This window comes from Marinobacter mobilis (assembly GCF_900106945.1).
GTDB classification, from domain to species: Bacteria; Pseudomonadota; Gammaproteobacteria; order Pseudomonadales; family Oleiphilaceae; genus Marinobacter; species Marinobacter mobilis.
On the sequence record NZ_FNNE01000011.1, the window covers coordinates 125,126 to 141,236 of the forward strand.

A 16,111-nucleotide genomic window follows, 5' to 3' on the forward strand; every position below is an offset into this window, starting at 1 on the left:
CCGGTGGCCAGTCTTCTGCAACATTGAAGCGCATTGTCTGCCTACGGTAAGTATCGGGAAAGGATAGCCGTGAGGGTGCCCCTGGTCGGGCGGCTATTGCATCGAGATCACTTAACATGAACCTGATCAGTGTATTGCTGGCTGCCTTCCTTCTTGTGGGCTGTGTCTCGACGACGGTGCCTGATCGTGATTCAGGCTTCGTCGACGTCGCTAGCCTGAGCGCTTTTGAGGGCTGCTACAAAAACTGTAGCAGTGCTTCGGAAGGTTCTGCTGTGGCTTGCATGAGCGACATTGTATGGCCACAGGTGTTTGAGACCGGGAACAAACCAGAAGCAATCCTCATCCGGCAGGAAGATAACCGCCGATTAATCGTATCCGCGATCTCGGGTGGCATCGTTGCCAAAACCTCCCGGTTTGACGCCGGAAAAGACTTTGATTTTATCAATGGCCGCATAGAACTGGACCGCGAATACCTGGCGTCTGGGGCCAGTCAGCCCGGAAATGTGTTCATTGGCGTCGGGACTACGCAAACCGTGTTAGGCCTGGACACTGATGGGCAAGGGCGCGTGAGTCAGTCGGTTGCTTTGGCGGGTACGGGCTTTCTCATCATTCCCGTTGCCGTGGCAGCCACGGACGTGAGCAGGATTGAGCGGTCTGAGAGTCTGTGCGACTGACACCTGTTCAGACGTTCTTCCGCAGGCTTCCGTCGAACCGCCGACTCCCGGGTTATGACTGCCGGGAAGGGGTGTTCATAAAAGGACAGAGCGGGGGACAAGAGGCGCACCCCTTCTGCGGACTGGTAGCGTGCACCAAGACCCCATGACAATATTTATATGTCGTTGACGGCGGCATTATATTGGATGAATAAAAGGAAGAATCCGCGATATTACATGGAGTGATTGCTTCGGGTAGTCTAACCTACTATTTGCCTGGCAACTTACCGCGTTTCTGGAGTCGCTGTGATACGGAGTTATCTGGAATCGGCTTTTTCGCAATATCGCGAAATGCGGTCAAATTGTTGTTACATGCTGGAAAAATCACGCTGCATATTTAAACCAGGGAGAGATTTAAAATGCCGAGATATTCTTATGACGCAGTTATTAATAATAATACCAACGGGGTTCTGAAGTTTTTATACTGTTGCAAAGGCACCGATAACAACCCTAGTGGCTGGGATGCGGAGAAGGGTAAGCTGTATCACGGAGAAATGACTCATCAGGATTCAGAAATTCCAAAAGGACAAAGCAGAACATTCTCAGCTAAATCTACAGGGGATACCATTCAAGGGACATTAGTCTTTGAGGCGTCCAGTGGCGAGGTTGTCTGGATCTACTTTCATGTCCCGGATCTGGAAAAAAGGCATTTGCAAAGTAGAACCATTTCAATAGAAATAAACAAAAGTAAAGGCGATCATCACCCCAAGGCCGTGTACGATGTTCAGCCGTGTAAACCGCTCGAATTGATCACCTATAATACCCACCTTTTCGGCAGTTCAAACCTTGATAAGACCATCCCTCAAGCATTTAGCGAAAAAGCAAGGCGTGCATTGTTTGAAGATGATGCAAGGAGATCATTGATAGCTGAAAAGATTGTCACTGAGAATGCGGATGTCGTTATTTTACAAGAGGTATGGGGTGAGAAAAATCACCAAAACATTATTGAACGAGTTGTTCAAAAATACCCATTCGTCTGTTTTGTAGACGAAAATCAACCTTCGACTATTTATAATTTATCTTTCGCGGCCGCAGCCCTTACCGTTTGGGCGTTCCAAGGCCCTTTGACCGCGATCTCAGGAATCTTTTCCGGTAAAGCACTGCAACCATCAGACATGATTGGCAATGGCCTTCTGTTACTTTCAAAATTCCCTATCATCGCCGTTGATTATTTAAATTACCGTAAAGTTGAGGGAGAGGATACAAGTGCCCGAAAAGCGGTTATATCGGCTGTCTTGAGAGTTTCTCCGGAAAGTGATGCTAGTAAGCAATTGCGTTTAATATATACCCATATGCCAACGAAAAAAGAACTGCATCGTGAAAACATCGATGATGTTGTTGAGGTTATTGGTCGCGGTAAGCAATCTACGATAGTGGCGGGAGATTTCAATATCGGACGATCAACCTATGAAAATAGCTTTAGTCCAATCAAAGATCTCGGTTATAAAGACTCTTATGTAGCAGTTCACGGGGTTGTTACAGATGAAAACATCCAAAAAGCGTGCACTACAGATATAAATAGAAATTCATTAGATTCTAAGGTTAGGCCTGGTGTCACAGGTGAGCCGGATCGGATAGATTATGTATTTACATCCGGGGCTGGTAATGCGCACTTATCTCTAGAACCACTGCAAGTGGCCGTTGATCATGACACCTGGAAGTATCAAAACGATGATGGCCTTTCTGATTTGTCAGATCACTACCCTCTTAAAAGTACAATTAAAATTATTTGGAAATAAATATTCCTGATCAGGAATCAAGAAAAAGTTGAAATTCACGTGTTTAAAAGTGAATAAGTAATGCCTCTGGATTTTTATTGGGTAGGCATAAGGGGGCATTGAAAGCAATCATGTAACAAACGGCTGCGCCGGACAAATTTATGTCGTCATTTTCTTGAGAAAAAACACGCAAATGAATGCCATCAAACATTTGCTCGGTGAGCCGGGCGTTATGCCTCAGAAAAGGTGCGGTTAGTACATTGAACGACTGGATGATCATTATTTTTCTGACGCTGATACCGGGGATCGCAATGCCGATCGGAGCGTCCTTTGCCGGGCTCGAACGTATCCGGCCACGCTGGTTTGAATCTGAGGTTCGCCACAGCGTAATCGCCTTTGGTGGGGGAGCGCTTTTGGCGGCAGTCGCCTTGGTTCTTGTTCCGGAGGGGGTAAAAAACCTGGACCCACTGCTGATCGCGGTATGTTTTATGAGTGGCGCCGCGGCATTCCTGTTGCTCGATGTTCTGCTGGCTGCCAAGGCCACCCCGGCGAGCCAATTGGTGGCGATGTTATCCGATTTCGTCCCCGAAGCCCTGGCACTTGGTGCAACCTTTGCTGTCTCTAAGGCTTCGGGGGTGTTACTTGCAGGGATTATTGCGCTACAGAATCTTCCGGAAGGTTTTAACGCCTGCGGAGAAGTGACAAGTTCGACCCATTATCGTGTTTCACAGGTGGTTGGCGCATTCACTCTGATGGCCTTGTTAGGTCCCATTGCGGGGCTAACCGGATATTTTGTCTTGTCGGATTTTTCAGAACTTGTTTCTGCTATCTCGCTATTTGCCGCTGGCGGTATTCTGTACCTGATTTTTCAGGATATTGCGCCGCAGGCCAAACTGGAAAAGCACTGGGCGCCCCCACTGGGCGCGGTAGCGGGTTTTTTGCTCGGCGTTATGGGTAAAGTTGCCGTTGGCGCATAAAGGGACAGTGAGGCGAAAACCGGGACAGAGTTAGTTGCAAGACTAGATCTACGAGGAGTGGTGGTTCGTCGTTAGTGGGCAGTGGAAGGGCGCGCGTTGCTCCGCAGGCTTTAGTCGAACCGCCAGCTCCAGGGTTATGAATGCTGGGAGGGGGCGTTCATCAATGGACAGAGCGGGGGACAAGGGGGCACCCCTTCTTCGGACTGGTAGAGCGCACCCATAACCCATCGCAATCTTCATCTGTCGTTGAAGGCGGCATTAGTATTGGGTGAGCAAAAAGAAGAATCCGCGATATTACATGGAGCGATTGCTTTGGTTAGGCTAACCTACTGTTTATCAACGAACTTACCGCATTTCTGGAGTTGCTGTGATCCGGAGTTATCTGGAATCGGCTTTTTCGCAATATCGCGGAACGCGGTCTAATTGCTGTTAAATGTCTATGATCGACCACGATAAATTCCGGACCTTGGTCAAGCAGCTCTATGCCACGGTCACCGAATTGGAGGCCATGTTTCCCGGTAGGCACTTTACCCCGGATGGTCATATGGTTGGCAGTTTAGGGGAATGCCTAGTCGCCGATGCCTACAATCTCGATCTCAAGACGGCATCCAACAAAGGCTATGACGCTGTCACCGAAACCGGCTTGGAAGTTGAGATCAAGGCCACGCAAAGCAACTCTGTTGCATTCCGGAGTCAGCCGCAGCATACGATCATCATCAAGATCTTGCATGACGGTACATTCGAGGAAATCTACAACGGGCCAGGAGTCCTTGTTTGGGAGCAATTCAAAGGTAAACGACTGCCGAGTAATGGCCAGTTTCAAATCTCTCTCAACAAACTCCGGCAACTGAATCAAACCGTGGCTCAAGCAGACCGTGTGCCTAGAGCCATTTAACAAGGCGCAGCAGTTCGCGGCCGATGGCCGCCGGACGCCCTTTACGTGGCTCCTTCGTCGCCACTCCAAGGTCGCCGCTGTGCTTCGGCGTTAAAAAAAGAGGACCGTCGATGACTTCGAAGTTCAAATAACGTACAATCCCGTCAATACTTGCATCATTATTTTTTGCTATAACGGAATGATTTTCGATAGGGAAAGGTTTTGTCTAAGAAGAAAGTCCCAGCTAAAGGGCGTCAGGGCACGAATTTAAATGACGTCTTAATACGTTTGATTGATGCTGTATATAATTTGGTAAACAGTGGGAATATTGTAGGTGTAATACTTTTATATTTCTGTGTCCAAATTTTTTATATAACACAGAAGCTGTCAGCTGCAGCACTAGATAAATATTTGGAAGCGTTACTCTCTTCCGATTATTTTTACATTTTCCCATTAAGCGGTGCTTTGGCAATAAGCTTGGCTGCAAATGTTTACCAGTCTAAGGTATACAAGAGGCATATAGCGATTTTGGTTGAAACCCGAAAAGAGCTAATTCACGGTTTGCATTCGGGTGATTTGAAAACTCTCAAACGACATACGACTAGTGGTATAGACTCGATGGAGACGGCTGATGATTGCTGAATCTGTAATCTTAGTGAACTTGCTTGTCACATTGATTTGCGTGTGGGCCGCGATGATTGTCAATTCGAAATTCTTGCGGCCGGCGGCTCTTAATAGAAAGAGGTTCGCAATATACGAGCTAAGAGATAGTTTGGCAATTTTGGCCATGAAAGGGGTTGTGAACGAGAAGTCTGAAGAGTATGTGACTCTTACCAGGCTGATGAATAACTGCCTAAATTCAACTAAGGATTTTAGCATTACCAATTTCTTAAAGTTGCAGTCTAAGATAGTTACTGACAAAAAGCTGAGATCCCATTTGGAAAGTATTTTGGAAAAAATAAGAAATGAGGAAATGCCAGAAGAATATAGGAAAATTGTTTCCCAGTTTTTTGAGGTGTCTCGAGAAATATACGAGCACAAGACGTGGATGCTTGTTAATATTTTGAGGCCTCTTATATTTATTTTCGGTTTCTTCGCTCATGGCGTTAAGGCTTTGAGAAGAATCAGGAACTTCTTAGTTTATCAAAAGAATAGAATTGATAATATAGAGCACGAAATTGAAGAAAATATCAGCAAATTTGCTATTTAAAATTTATTTTTTAAAAGCCCCGACTAGGGGCTTTTTTTTTAACAAGTGCAGGCACGGCGACGCCCATTACATTGCGCCTTTGGCTCCATTTCATGGACGCGCATGCTGCAAGCGTTAAGTTTGCGACGAGATACCAAAATTGGAGTATCGATGAGTTTAGATGGACTGATTATTCGGGAAGCAAGGGATGGAGATTATAGCTCTCTCGTTGCGCTAGAGCAGAAAGTGATCGACTCTGAGCGACCGTATAACGCATCTCTGAAGAGAGAAGGTGCATATTACTACGACATCGAAAAGCTGATTTCGGATCATGACAGTAGGTTGGTCGTTGGAGAGATTTCGGGCTTCATTGTCGCTACAGGTTACGTTCAGGTTCGCCGCTCCAAGCCTGCCTTGGATCATGATAGTCATGGATACTTGGGCTTTATGTATGTGAAAGAGGAGTACAGAGGGCTCGGGTTAAACAAAGTTATTTTGCAAGATCTAGTGAGTTGGGGCCAACGACGAGGATTGACGGACTTCTATCTTGACGTATATGCAGAGAATAATTCCGCAGTGCGAGCGTATGAAAAGTTTGGCTTCCGAGGTTCTCTACTAGAAATGAAACTGAATCTTGAGAGTTGAATCAAAACATAACCCTTGGCTGTTGTCGGACGCACCTACGCTGGCGCTCCGGCAGCGCAAAGCCAGGGCGTTAGGCCAGCTGGAGGTTACTTGATGCCAACTCCACTCAACCTTGAGTCAATGGCGCTAGAAATGATGGCGGCACAAGATTCTGGGCAGCAGATCCGACCTTTCACGACGCGCGTCCAAGGATTTGATGTCCCGAGTGCCTATAAGGTTGCGGCCCTTATCCATCGCGCAAGACTGGCTGAGGGCGCAAACCCCGTCGGCAGAAAAATTGGATTTACTAATCCCGATATGTGGAGCAAATATGGGGTTTGCGAGCCGATCTGGGCGTATATGTATGATACGACTGTCGTCCAGCTTCGAGACTCGCAATCTTACTGCCCAATAGAAAGGTTCTCCGAGCCAAAGATCGAGCCTGAGATTATATTTCACTTCCGCTCGGATCTTTCGCCCGGCGCTAAGATTTCAGATGTTGTGGATGCAATTGATTGGGTGGCTCACGGGTTTGAAATTGTCCAGTCACATTTTCCGGGGTGGCGTTTTAAGGCACCGGATACTGTTGCTGACTCGGCCCTGCATGGAACGCTTTTGATCGGTCCTCCTCGACCTCTTCACGAACTCGGAAATGATCCCGTTTCCGTGCTCGAGTCATTATCCGTGAATTTGTTTTGTAATGGCCTGCTCATTGAAACCGGCAAAGGCTCGAATGTCCTCGGCAATCCGTTAACTGCCGTTGTTCACCTGGTATCGGTGCTGGGCAGGCAATCCGAGCCTGCTACCGTGAAAGCGGGCGAAATCATTACCACCGGCACAATGACCACCGCACAAGCGGTGCAACCAGGACAGACTTGGCAAACAGAAGTGAAAGGTGCCGAGCTTGTCGGCCTCACGGTAGATTTTGTCCCATGAAAACGGGTTGTTACCGGCCTCCAGTGTTCTGCTCCGGTGGTCTCAATGACATCTCTGCTAATAAGTCAGGCCAGCGGACGCGCTAAAGCGCGCCGCTACCTTACGCGTTAAATTGCACTCACCACGGTATTGACGGGCGCGAGCTAAGCAGAATCAGTAACGCCGCCCCACAGATCACACAGCCGGTCGTGAACAGGCCAAAGACCCGAAAGCGCAGGTTCTCGCGCAACTGGCTTACCCCATAGGCATGGGACAATCTGGCCAGTAGCAGGGGGCTCCCCAAGGCATGGGCGTACAACTCGTTTTGAGAGCTCTGTTCGGCGAAATAGACCAGCAGCAGTGCGAAAGGCACGTATTCGGTGAAATTGCCGTGCACTCGAATGGCACGGCGTAGCCGTTGGTCTCCCCCATCGCCAATGGCCACGCCGAGGCGCTGACGGATGCGGATGACGCGGAAGCTTAAGATCACAAAAACCAATCCGAAAAACGCAGCGTAGTACGGCGTAACCATCGTTTCCAAGTCCTTTAGTCCAGCGATTGCTTTTTCTTCACGTACAGTGTCTTTTTGACCCGGGCGACCAGTTCGTCCGTTTCGTCCTTGATATCGACCCAGAAAACGGGAAAGTGCTTGGCGCCATCAGCGGTATGGCGCCGAATCGACTCGATATCGTCATCGGTAATGGTGATGACGGATGTCACCCGGCGTTTGCTGGCTTTCTTGAAGTCAATCTCAGCGGCCTTATCCCAAATCAGATAGTTTCGCCCCAGAAGTTGCATCAACATGAGCATCAAATGGGGGTCGATCATCGAATACAGGCTCCCGCCAAAATGGGTGTTGACGGCATTGCGGTTGTACCAACGCAGGGCCATGCCGACATGGAGTTCCTTCCAGTCATCGCTGACATAATCAAGCCGGATGCCGGCCCCGATGTAGGGCGGATAGAGGTTGAGAAGTCGTTTGAGCGATTGGGGTGTGGATAGCATGGAACCGTTCCTTGCGAATGTAGATTCGTGCGCGCCTCGATGCCCGTCATCAGGCGTTGACAATAAAAAAGATATGCTATCGAATAATCGCTGACAAACGAGTTATTTTAAGTCATAGAAAATAAAAACTTTCTCATAGTGGTTTTTTATGGATTACCGAAAAACACCGCCTCTGCAACTCCTTCCAGCCTTCGAGGCGGCGGCCCGGCACCTGAGTTTCAAGGCGGCGGCGGCAGAGCTCAGCGTGACCGCCCCGGCCATCGGGCAGAAGATAAAGGCGTTCGAAGAATGGCTGCAGGCACCGCTATTTGAACGCCATACCCGCCAGGTCCGGTTGACTGCAGAAGGGCAGTTCTATTTCGAGGTCGCGCAGCGGGTGCTGGGCGCGCACAGGGAGGGGTATCTCTCCTACAGGCGCCGGTTCGACTGCTCGACGCTTCATGTGAGTGCGCCTTTGTTTGTGGCACAGGACCTCATAATGCCTCATTACCTGGAATTCAATGACTACCTGCCGGGGCTTGAGTTGCGCCTGGAAGCACGCATGTCTTTTGCAGACTTTGATGCGGAGCCAATCGATGCTGCGGTGCGGTTTGGTGATGGGGACTGGCCGGATCTGGATTGTCGCAAGCTCTGCGGTGCCTCCGTGGCGCCGGTGTGCAGTCCCTCTTACGCCGCATCCCACGCTTTTACCGAATTCGACCAGCTCCATAAACACCGGCTGATCTACGCCCAGCCTGCCATGCTGGCGTGGGAGCGGCATTTCGGACAGGAACGGTGTGATGTCGGGGCGGAACGGATCACGTGTGATTCCTACCTGGCCGCTTTGAAGGCCGCGAGCGATGGCTTGGGCGTGGCATTGGCGATCCTGCCAACCGCTAACGGCTGGGTGAACGACAACCGTTTGACATTGCCATTCCCGATTCAAGTCAGAACCAATAAGAGTTACTGGTTGGTCACCCCGAAGGCGAGCCGTTCCAAGCCCGAGATCGACGCACTATATACCTGGCTGAAAGGGCTCTTCGACAAATTGCCGCCGCTGAACCAGCCTGTTTCCACTCTGGACCAGAACTCATTGAAGCGGTGATCCTGTCACGCAAGATAGAACTGCTGGATTGGAAAACCGGGACAGATTTATGCAAAGGACTAGAGCGACAAGGCGCGGTGGTTCGTCGTTACTGGGCCGCGGAAGAGGGCGCGTTGCTCCGCACGTTTCAGTCGAACCGCCGACTCCAGCATGATGAATGCCGGGAAGGGGCGTTCATAAACAGACAATTCAAGTAAAAACTGAAGGCGTTAGGTTTTTGGAACGTCAAAAGGAGCAGGTTAGGGGGGCAAGGGAACAATGCTCCGACAACCTGTTGCTAAAGGAAATGTTTGGACCTTAGACCGTGGACGTGTCTGAAACATTAGGCAACGCTACGTAGAAGCTTAAGAATACGAGCTTACGCTGAAGATTTTACTCGTAAGCGCCTCCGTTAACCGTTTTGCTTCCCTGCTTTTTCTCACCTGTCTGCCCCTGGTTCACGATGCTCTCACCGCTCGGCGGGGCATGTTTTACCGCCATGGTCTTACTTCTTTAGTTGGCGGAGTTTAATCCTGAACAATGAGACCAAGTTAAGCCATTGAACGGTAATGTGCTTATGTCAAAGAGGCTGCTGGTTAAACCATCTGGCAGGGAAGTCTCGAATAGTAAGGCAATTATGTACGCCACAGCAGGCTGTGGCCGGTCCTCCATTACGGCAGCTCCCGCGGTCAGAGTTTGAGTTGAGGAGGCTTCTGGGGGTTATCTGAGCGTATGGCAAGGTGAGAAACGCTTTGGCTTATATAAGGGAGATACGTAATGAGCCAATCTATTGACTACCGAATTGCGAGGGCGTTGGATTTAGTTGGCGAACAATATCCGGCCGCAGCGTCCGGTCCGCTGCCAATCCGAAACGCGCCTTCGCCGCTGCGCGTCTTTCTGCCGTTTGTTGCACAGCGCAGCGAGCGTCGTAACCGACGAAATGCAGAAAGCCCAAAGACGCTTGTGGGCAAAGTGCTGCACCACATGACGTTACGAGCCGATAAGCAATGGCACGACAGTGGCATTACATTGTCTCCCGGTGAGTCAGTGTCTGTCAGTGCAAATGGCCGTTTGTTTCTCTCCCGTGCATTAGATGTCAGCATTGGGCCAAGAACCTGCTTGTGGTATCGCATCGACGATGGAGAAATTCATCGCCTGCCGAGTGACATTGGAACGATTACGTCCAAAGCCGGGGGACGGTTGTATTTCCAGGTTGCGCTGCCGGGGGCATTTGGCAATCGTGCTGGAGAAACGAGCACGGAAAGCCCTCCGCCACCCATGGACGGCAATATCGAGATTGAAATCTATTCTGGTTCAGGGGCAGAAGACAGCCCTGACCTTCCTGAGGGGTGGCACTACTACTGGCGTTTAGGTGAAGGATCGATTTACCGAAAGTGTGATGACGAATCAGCCCTCTGCTGCGATACGCATGGAGATGTTGGAATTATTAAGTATCCCATTGAACAACCGTTGACGGACGATATGCAATTATCATGGTCGTGGTGTGTGGATGCTTTGCCGTCAACGCTTCCGGAACATGTGCAACCGACGCACGATTATCTATCCATCGCTGTTGAGTTCGATAACGGGTTGGACCTGACCTATATGTGGAGTAGCACGTTGCCGGCCGGTACGATTTTTCAGTGCCCCTTACCTTGGTGGGACAAGCGTGAAACGCATTGGGTGTTGCGTCGGCCTGAAGATGGTTTGGGCATCTGGCACAAGGAGTCTCGCGGTATTAAGGAAGACTACATGCAAGCTATAGGCGCACAGGTGCCAGAGAGAATTGTCGCTGTTTGGTTAATTGCTAACTCCGCCTTTCAAAGCGGGCACGGAAAGTGTAAATATCGGGAAATCAAGCTGGGGCCAAGCGACGCGCAGCAAGCCATTTTCTAGGGCCAGCCTGTCCGTTCCCGTGAATTCTTATGCACGGATTGCCGGGAAACCGGGACAGATTTATTTAAAGGGCTAGGTCTACATGGAGCGGTGGTTCGTCGATACTGGGAAGTGGAAGGGGGCGTGTTGCTCCGCACGTTCCAGTCGAACCTCCGCTCCAGCATGATGAATGCTGGGAAGGGGCGTTCATAAACGGAAAATTCAAGTAAAAACAGCAGGTTTTAGGTTCCTGGAAGGTCAAGAATGAGCAGGTTGGGAGACAAGGGGGCAATTCTCCGCTAACCTGTTTCTAAGGGAAATGTTTGGACCTTAGAACATGGAAGTGTCTGAAAAATTGAGCAACGCTGCGTTGAAGGGAAGACGATACTAGTTCACGCTGAAGCTTATACTGGTAAGCGCCTTCGTGCCCCTACTTTGCCCCTCTGCTTTTCATCAAGCCACTTCCCGCTCTCGATACCACTCTTGTTTTGACCCGCATGGGGTTAAATAAATCTGTCCCGGTTTTCCGTAGCAGCATTAATCGGTCGCTGAAGGCGGCATTAGTATTGGATGAGCAAAAAGAAGAATCCGCGATATTACAGGGAGTGATTGCATTGGGTGGACTAACCTACTGTTTATCTGAGAAATTACCGTGTTTCTGGAGTCGATGTGATCCGGAGTTATCTGGAATCGGTTTTTTCGCAATATCGCGGAACGCGGTCTAATTGCTGTTAGGGCACAAAAGGGTTGCTATGAGTAAAGAGTTGAGTCTGTATAAAGAATTTATTGATGCCGCAGTTTCGATAAAAGATTCTGCAGCGGCTCATTGGGTGCAAAAGGGTTCTTTTCCTATTACAGAATCAAATCATGAAACAAATGAACTGTTGTCTTCTCTTACAAGTGATCAACGGGAAGTAATATCAAAAATTGTCCAAGACGCGAAAGAGTCAGGTATTCATGATTTACTAGCTCTTTTATCTGACACATCAACTATAAATTACAAAGGTCACACTCTGCCAAAAGAACCATTTGATACCGAGTTAAACTATGATTTCATAGCAAGGTGTGAGGGTGATCAATGGCCAGAGTAAATAAAGGCCCTAACAAGTTGCTCAAGTCGGATTGTGGTAAATTGTCACCTTGTTTGCAAAGAGCCGCAAACAAGCCGCCAATCCACCACAACCGCTTATCAAAGCGTTAGAACTAAAGGGATGTTATGTCAGAGGGAAGAGTTAGCCGAAGGCTATGTTTTTTGCTTGAGGATGGCACAGTTGTTTTTCCTTGCACGATGAAAAGCCGGGATACTGGTGAGCATACTTTTCGTGTTTCGCAGTTTGGCGGTAACGTGCTTAATCATGCCGACCCCAAAAAGAGAGAAGAGGAAGTCACCGAGGATGAAATGTCTCGTTACGTACTCCGCTTGGGGTACTGCACGCGCGTCCTGCTAAGCAACGGCGAAAAGAGTATCTATTCCCCGAGATCGACCAAGGTTCTTCAGGTTTATGTTCCTCGTGCCTAGTTCTAACATGGAAAACCGGGACAGATCTATTTAAAGGACGAGCTCCACAAGGGGTGAACGGTGATTCGGGTAGTCTATCGCTGGAAAGTACAGGAAGCGCGTTTTGCGGAGTTCCAGACGGTATGGAGCCGCACCACCAACACGATTCATGAAACGGTGCCAGGTGCGCTGGGCAGCTTTATGCTACGCAGCCCCGACGATAAAACCGAGGTGATGACGGTGGCAAAGTGGGAGTCCATGGCGCACTGGACAGCCTTCTGGGGAGCGGAAAATCGCCGAGGCGATGGCCGACATGCGAGCGCTGGGCGAACGCATATCTGCCACCGTATACGATGAAATCGACGACTTTACCCGGTGACTAACGGGTAACCCTCCGTTCGTTGTTATCGGGAAACACGAGGTCGTAGGTCCAGGTAAAGACAAAGGCATACACCAGATAAAAGACGACAAACGCGATGTCGATCATCAGCGCCTCAAACAGGCCTATCCCCATCCACCAGGCAATCACGGGCAGGAAGGCCAGCATCAACCCGAATTCAAAACTGACGGCGTGAACGAACCTCACCTTAATGGACTTGTGTGTCGACCCGAAGATTTTCTTCAGGGCGTGGTCAAACATCAGGTTGAAGAGGTAGTTCCAAACCGTTGCCATCGTGGCTCCAATCACGCCGAGGACACTGGTCTTGCCGAGGTCCAGGCCAAAGGTCAGCGCAGCCAGGGGAATGGACAGCAGAAGGCCAATGGCTTCAAACATCACGGCCTGGCGGATTCTGTCTTTCGTGGTTCTCATAGCGAAGTCACATGAAGGCGGGTCGTCCCGCGTTCAGTTCCCAGGAAGGGTGGGGTCGTCCCCAAAAGAATTGCTTACCAAAAGCAGAAGCCTAGCCTACCAAAAAACCAGCCGTGTTTTCTCGTTGCTTCGGTTTCCACTGATGGGGGTGCCCGATGGTTGGGCAACGGTTATCTGCGCCACTGAGCGAATTATCGCCCGGTTTGGGCTCGGCGAAGCGTTCTTGCTGGCGTCTCTCCAAAGTGGGCTTTATAGGCCCGGGAGAAATTACTGACGTGGTTGTAGCCAGAGCGCGCGGCCACAGCCTTGACCGGATGGTTGCCATCCCTGAGCAAGGTATGGGCGAGGTCCATCCGTTCATGTCGAATAAATTCCGCACAGCTCTTGTCCAGGGTGTGGCGGAACAGCTGGTCCAGCCTGCTGTCCTTTAAACCGGCTTTTTCCGCCAATGCAGGTACAGAGAGAGGCTGTGCCAGCGAACGTTTAATCCATTGAAGCAGGTCTGCCAGGGCCTGCTCTTCCCAAAGTGCAAAGACTGGCCGAGGCTCCGGCTCGGAGCAATGCCGCTCGATGGTTTCTGCCAGGAACACCCCCGCGTAACCCTCCAGCATCAGGTTGCGGCAACTGCCATCCGTTTGTGGAGTGAATAACAGCGAGGCCAGGTTTCTCAACCGCGATGATGGGGAGACGGCGCTGATGTGGCAGGCACTGCCATACGCGGACATAAAGTCGCCCAGATCCTCCGGTAGGGTGCCACCATACCTTTGGGACAGTGCTTTTAACGTGGTCGCGGCGCCGATATGTCGCACCAGTTCGCCTGCCTTCAAATGAAAGCAGGTGCCGGAGGAATCCACCCGCATCAGCAAGGCCACCTCCGGGTCCAGCCGATGGGATTGGCCATTGGGCAGCACCATCTTCGACCGTCCCTGGATATGAAAGGCGCTGCCAATCCAGGGCTCATCAAAGCGCCCTTGCATCTGCAGAGCGCAGTCCTCCAGGGCTTCAAACTCCAGCCGGTAGAGCGTCAGGCCACTCGGAAATTCCAGTCGTTCCATGCGGCCACGAACCCCGGGAACTTCAAACAGGCTGCCTCCCGCCATATCGATCTTGTGGGTGGGCAGGCTCTCAGAAGGGGGGCAGGATTCCTTGTGGCGGTCTGGCATAAGCAGTCATCAACATCCATATTGGCGGCCACCCTTCGTTGGGTCGCCCTGTCTCATCATAACGCCTTCTCGATCATCACCCCAGTGACATGCCATAAGGCCTGGCGCTGGGGTGTTAGCTTTCCGGCGGCGCTTAAGGGGCTGATGGCACCTCCAGCAGTGGCGAGACCGAGTACAGGGGGTATGGGGTCGAATCGCAGAAGTCGTCGCCGCTTATACTGGCGGCAAAGGCTGGTTTGTTAATTTGTCCCGAACGGCCTCGAGAGCAGCCATCACCCATGAAATCATTGCCCCCGAGGGTATTGTCGCCCTGCCTGAGGAGGTTGCTTCCGGTTTGGGTCAAACCAACAGAGACGTTCACGTCGCCGAGACTGGTTCCCGTTTCGTCGTATTCGATGGGGTTTAGCATGCCGCCGTTGAAAAAATCCGAGGCGTTGTTGGCCAGGCGGTCACCATTGAGGTTGTAAATAGGGCTGGTGCTGCCGACCGAGAACAGGTTTTCACCCTGAATGGTGCCGTCGTCATGCCCTAAGATGGCTTTCCACCGGAGGTCGCCGTTGTCGGTTCCCTTCAGGCTCGAACCGTCCGCAACATCGTTGACGAACAGGTTAAAGGCATCGACGCTGAGATTGGCAACGGTCCCGGCAGACGTTACGAATACAATATAGAAAGTATCGCCCGGACTCAGCCCCGGAGGCACCATGGCCGCAGGCGCGATCAGGGAGGTGGCGTAATTGAAATTGGCTTCTACCCGGGCGGCGATGTTGCAGGACACCGTGCCGTCCAGGTTGGATTGCTGGTCGCTGTAATCGAAGGTAATGCGCCGGGTGCCTTCTGAGAAGTATCCGTTGGTTGCTGCGAACTGCCCCTCAGGATGGGTAAACACCTCCAGGTTGCCGCTGGTGTCAGCGATGCCATAGAACCGCCGCTCCCCCCCTTCCTCCGAGAGAAACACCTGGCTGCCTTTCACCAGAACATCAACGGTGAACGGGCTGTCCGTCGCACTGACACACACGCCACTGGCCGCATCAAGGTACTCACTACCGAGCTCGTGGTAGATCGTCAGCTGGTACTTGCCTTCCACCACCGGTGTGTCGATGTCGCAAGCATCCCCCAAGGCGTCGCCATTGCTGTTTGCCTGGTCGGCATTGGGCACCAGCAGACAGTTATCGGCGCTATCCGCCACACCGTCTGAGTCAAGATCCTTCACCGGGGTCGGTGTCTCGGAATCGGGTTGCCCGGGTGTCACTTCCGTTGTACTGATATCGACATTACAGGCGGCCAGGGTGAGGGCCAGTGGCAGTGTCCAAAGTGCGGCTGAGTTTTGCATGAATCCTCTGAAGCGTCCGAATGTAGTGGCTCAATGATTCCGGACACCAACGAAGGTGGTAAGATCGCCGCCATAAACGAGGTGTCTGATGACCAGAAAGCGACGTTCCTTCACTCCTGAATTCAAGCAGGAAGCAGCCAGCCTGGTGCTGGATCAAGGTTACACCATTGCCCAGGCGAGTACGTCCCTGGGCGTGGGTGAAAGCGCCCTCCGGCGATGGGTGCAACAGCTAACGGATGAACGCGAAGGGATCACCCCGAAGGGCAAGGCCCTAACCCCGGAGCAACGCCGTATCCAAGAGCTGGAAGCCCGCTGTAATCGGCTGGAACGGGAGAAGGACATATTAAAAAAGGCTA

Annotated in this window: 18 protein-coding genes; 13 read left to right on the forward strand and 5 right to left on the reverse strand. The window is 51.0% G+C overall.

The window, feature by feature from the left end; genetic code table 11:
• Positions 1-116: 116 nt before the first annotated feature.
• The 8 genes from BLV11_RS16525 (at position 117) to BLV11_RS16555 (ending at position 7,031) form a co-directional block, all read left to right on the forward strand.
• Positions 117-674: a hypothetical protein gene (locus BLV11_RS16525; protein ID WP_091816978.1), complete on the forward strand. Its 558-nt coding sequence runs from the start codon at positions 117-119 to the stop codon at positions 672-674.
• A gap of 398 nt (positions 675-1,072) precedes the next feature.
• Positions 1,073-2,452 carry an endonuclease/exonuclease/phosphatase family protein gene (locus tag BLV11_RS16530; RefSeq protein WP_091816983.1) on the forward strand — a complete coding sequence of 460 codons (1,380 nt, stop codon included), beginning with the start codon at positions 1,073-1,075 and terminating at the stop codon, positions 2,450-2,452.
• Positions 2,453-2,691: 239 nt separating this feature from the next.
• Positions 2,692-3,408: a ZIP family metal transporter gene (locus BLV11_RS16535; protein WP_245726057.1), complete on the forward strand. Its 717-nt coding sequence runs from the start codon at positions 2,692-2,694 to the stop codon at positions 3,406-3,408.
• A 439-nt stretch (positions 3,409-3,847) separates the two neighbouring features.
• The gene (locus BLV11_RS16540) at positions 3,848-4,303 is read left to right on the forward strand and encodes a DUF6998 domain-containing protein (protein ID WP_091816991.1); all 456 of its coding nucleotides are present in this window, start codon (positions 3,848-3,850) and stop codon (positions 4,301-4,303) included.
• 201 nt (positions 4,304-4,504) lie between these two features.
• Positions 4,505-4,924: a hypothetical protein gene (locus BLV11_RS18250; RefSeq protein ID WP_139173247.1), complete on the forward strand. Its 420-nt coding sequence runs from the start codon at positions 4,505-4,507 to the stop codon at positions 4,922-4,924.
• A complete protein-coding gene (locus BLV11_RS16545; protein ID WP_091816994.1) occupies positions 4,914-5,492 on the forward strand; it encodes a hypothetical protein in 579 nt (192 codons plus the stop codon). The genes BLV11_RS18250 and BLV11_RS16545 overlap by 11 nt, the downstream gene beginning before the upstream one ends.
• Before the next feature lie 150 nt (positions 5,493-5,642).
• Positions 5,643-6,116 (forward strand): GNAT family N-acetyltransferase, encoded by a 474-nt coding sequence (locus BLV11_RS16550; protein WP_091817029.1) that lies wholly within the window; start codon positions 5,643-5,645, stop codon positions 6,114-6,116.
• A 93-nt stretch (positions 6,117-6,209) separates the two neighbouring features.
• Positions 6,210-7,031 carry a 2-keto-4-pentenoate hydratase gene (locus BLV11_RS16555; RefSeq protein WP_091816997.1) on the forward strand — a complete coding sequence of 274 codons (822 nt, stop codon included), beginning with the start codon at positions 6,210-6,212 and terminating at the stop codon, positions 7,029-7,031.
• A gap of 118 nt (positions 7,032-7,149) precedes the next feature.
• On the opposite strand, the gene BLV11_RS16560 is transcribed toward BLV11_RS16555, so the two are convergent.
• A complete protein-coding gene (locus BLV11_RS16560; protein ID WP_091817000.1) occupies positions 7,150-7,542 on the reverse strand; it encodes an MAPEG family protein in 393 nt (130 codons plus the stop codon).
• A 14-nt stretch (positions 7,543-7,556) separates the two neighbouring features.
• The gene (locus BLV11_RS16565; protein WP_091817003.1) at positions 7,557-8,015 is read right to left on the reverse strand and encodes a DUF4442 domain-containing protein; all 459 of its coding nucleotides are present in this window, start codon (positions 8,013-8,015) and stop codon (positions 7,557-7,559) included.
• A 148-nt stretch (positions 8,016-8,163) separates the two neighbouring features.
• Between BLV11_RS16565 and BLV11_RS16570 the strand changes: the two genes are divergently transcribed.
• The 4 genes from BLV11_RS16570 (at position 8,164) to BLV11_RS16580 (ending at position 12,808) form a co-directional block, all read left to right on the forward strand.
• On the forward strand, positions 8,164-9,099 hold the full coding sequence (locus BLV11_RS16570) for a LysR substrate-binding domain-containing protein (RefSeq protein WP_091817007.1): 936 nt from the start codon (positions 8,164-8,166) through the stop codon (positions 9,097-9,099).
• A 756-nt stretch (positions 9,100-9,855) separates the two neighbouring features.
• Positions 9,856-10,974 (forward strand): DUF3047 domain-containing protein, encoded by a 1,119-nt coding sequence (locus BLV11_RS16575; RefSeq protein WP_091817010.1) that lies wholly within the window; start codon positions 9,856-9,858, stop codon positions 10,972-10,974.
• Positions 10,975-11,705: 731 nt separating this feature from the next.
• On the forward strand, positions 11,706-12,044 hold the full coding sequence (locus BLV11_RS18255; protein WP_139173248.1) for a DUF6547 family protein: 339 nt from the start codon (positions 11,706-11,708) through the stop codon (positions 12,042-12,044).
• Positions 12,045-12,532: 488 nt separating this feature from the next.
• Positions 12,533-12,808 carry an antibiotic biosynthesis monooxygenase family protein gene (locus BLV11_RS16580; RefSeq protein WP_245726058.1) on the forward strand — a complete coding sequence of 92 codons (276 nt, stop codon included), beginning with the start codon at positions 12,533-12,535 and terminating at the stop codon, positions 12,806-12,808.
• Positions 12,809-12,830: 22 nt separating this feature from the next.
• On the opposite strand, the gene BLV11_RS16585 is transcribed toward BLV11_RS16580, so the two are convergent.
• The 3 genes from BLV11_RS16585 to BLV11_RS16595 form a co-directional block, all read right to left on the reverse strand.
• The gene (locus BLV11_RS16585) at positions 12,831-13,262 is read right to left on the reverse strand and encodes a PACE efflux transporter (RefSeq protein WP_091817013.1); all 432 of its coding nucleotides are present in this window, start codon (positions 13,260-13,262) and stop codon (positions 12,831-12,833) included.
• A gap of 191 nt (positions 13,263-13,453) precedes the next feature.
• On the reverse strand, positions 13,454-14,425 hold the full coding sequence (locus BLV11_RS16590; protein WP_091817016.1) for a helix-turn-helix domain-containing protein: 972 nt from the start codon (positions 14,423-14,425) through the stop codon (positions 13,454-13,456).
• 133 nt (positions 14,426-14,558) lie between these two features.
• Entirely contained in the window at positions 14,559-15,755 is a 1,197-nt protein-coding gene (locus tag BLV11_RS16595; protein ID WP_091817019.1) for a hypothetical protein, read from the reverse strand.
• 88 nt (positions 15,756-15,843) lie between these two features.
• On the opposite strand from BLV11_RS16595, the gene BLV11_RS16600 reads away from it, so the two are divergent.
• A partial coding sequence (locus tag BLV11_RS16600) for a transposase (RefSeq protein ID WP_139173249.1) occupies positions 15,844-16,111 on the forward strand: 268 nt, incomplete at its 3' end.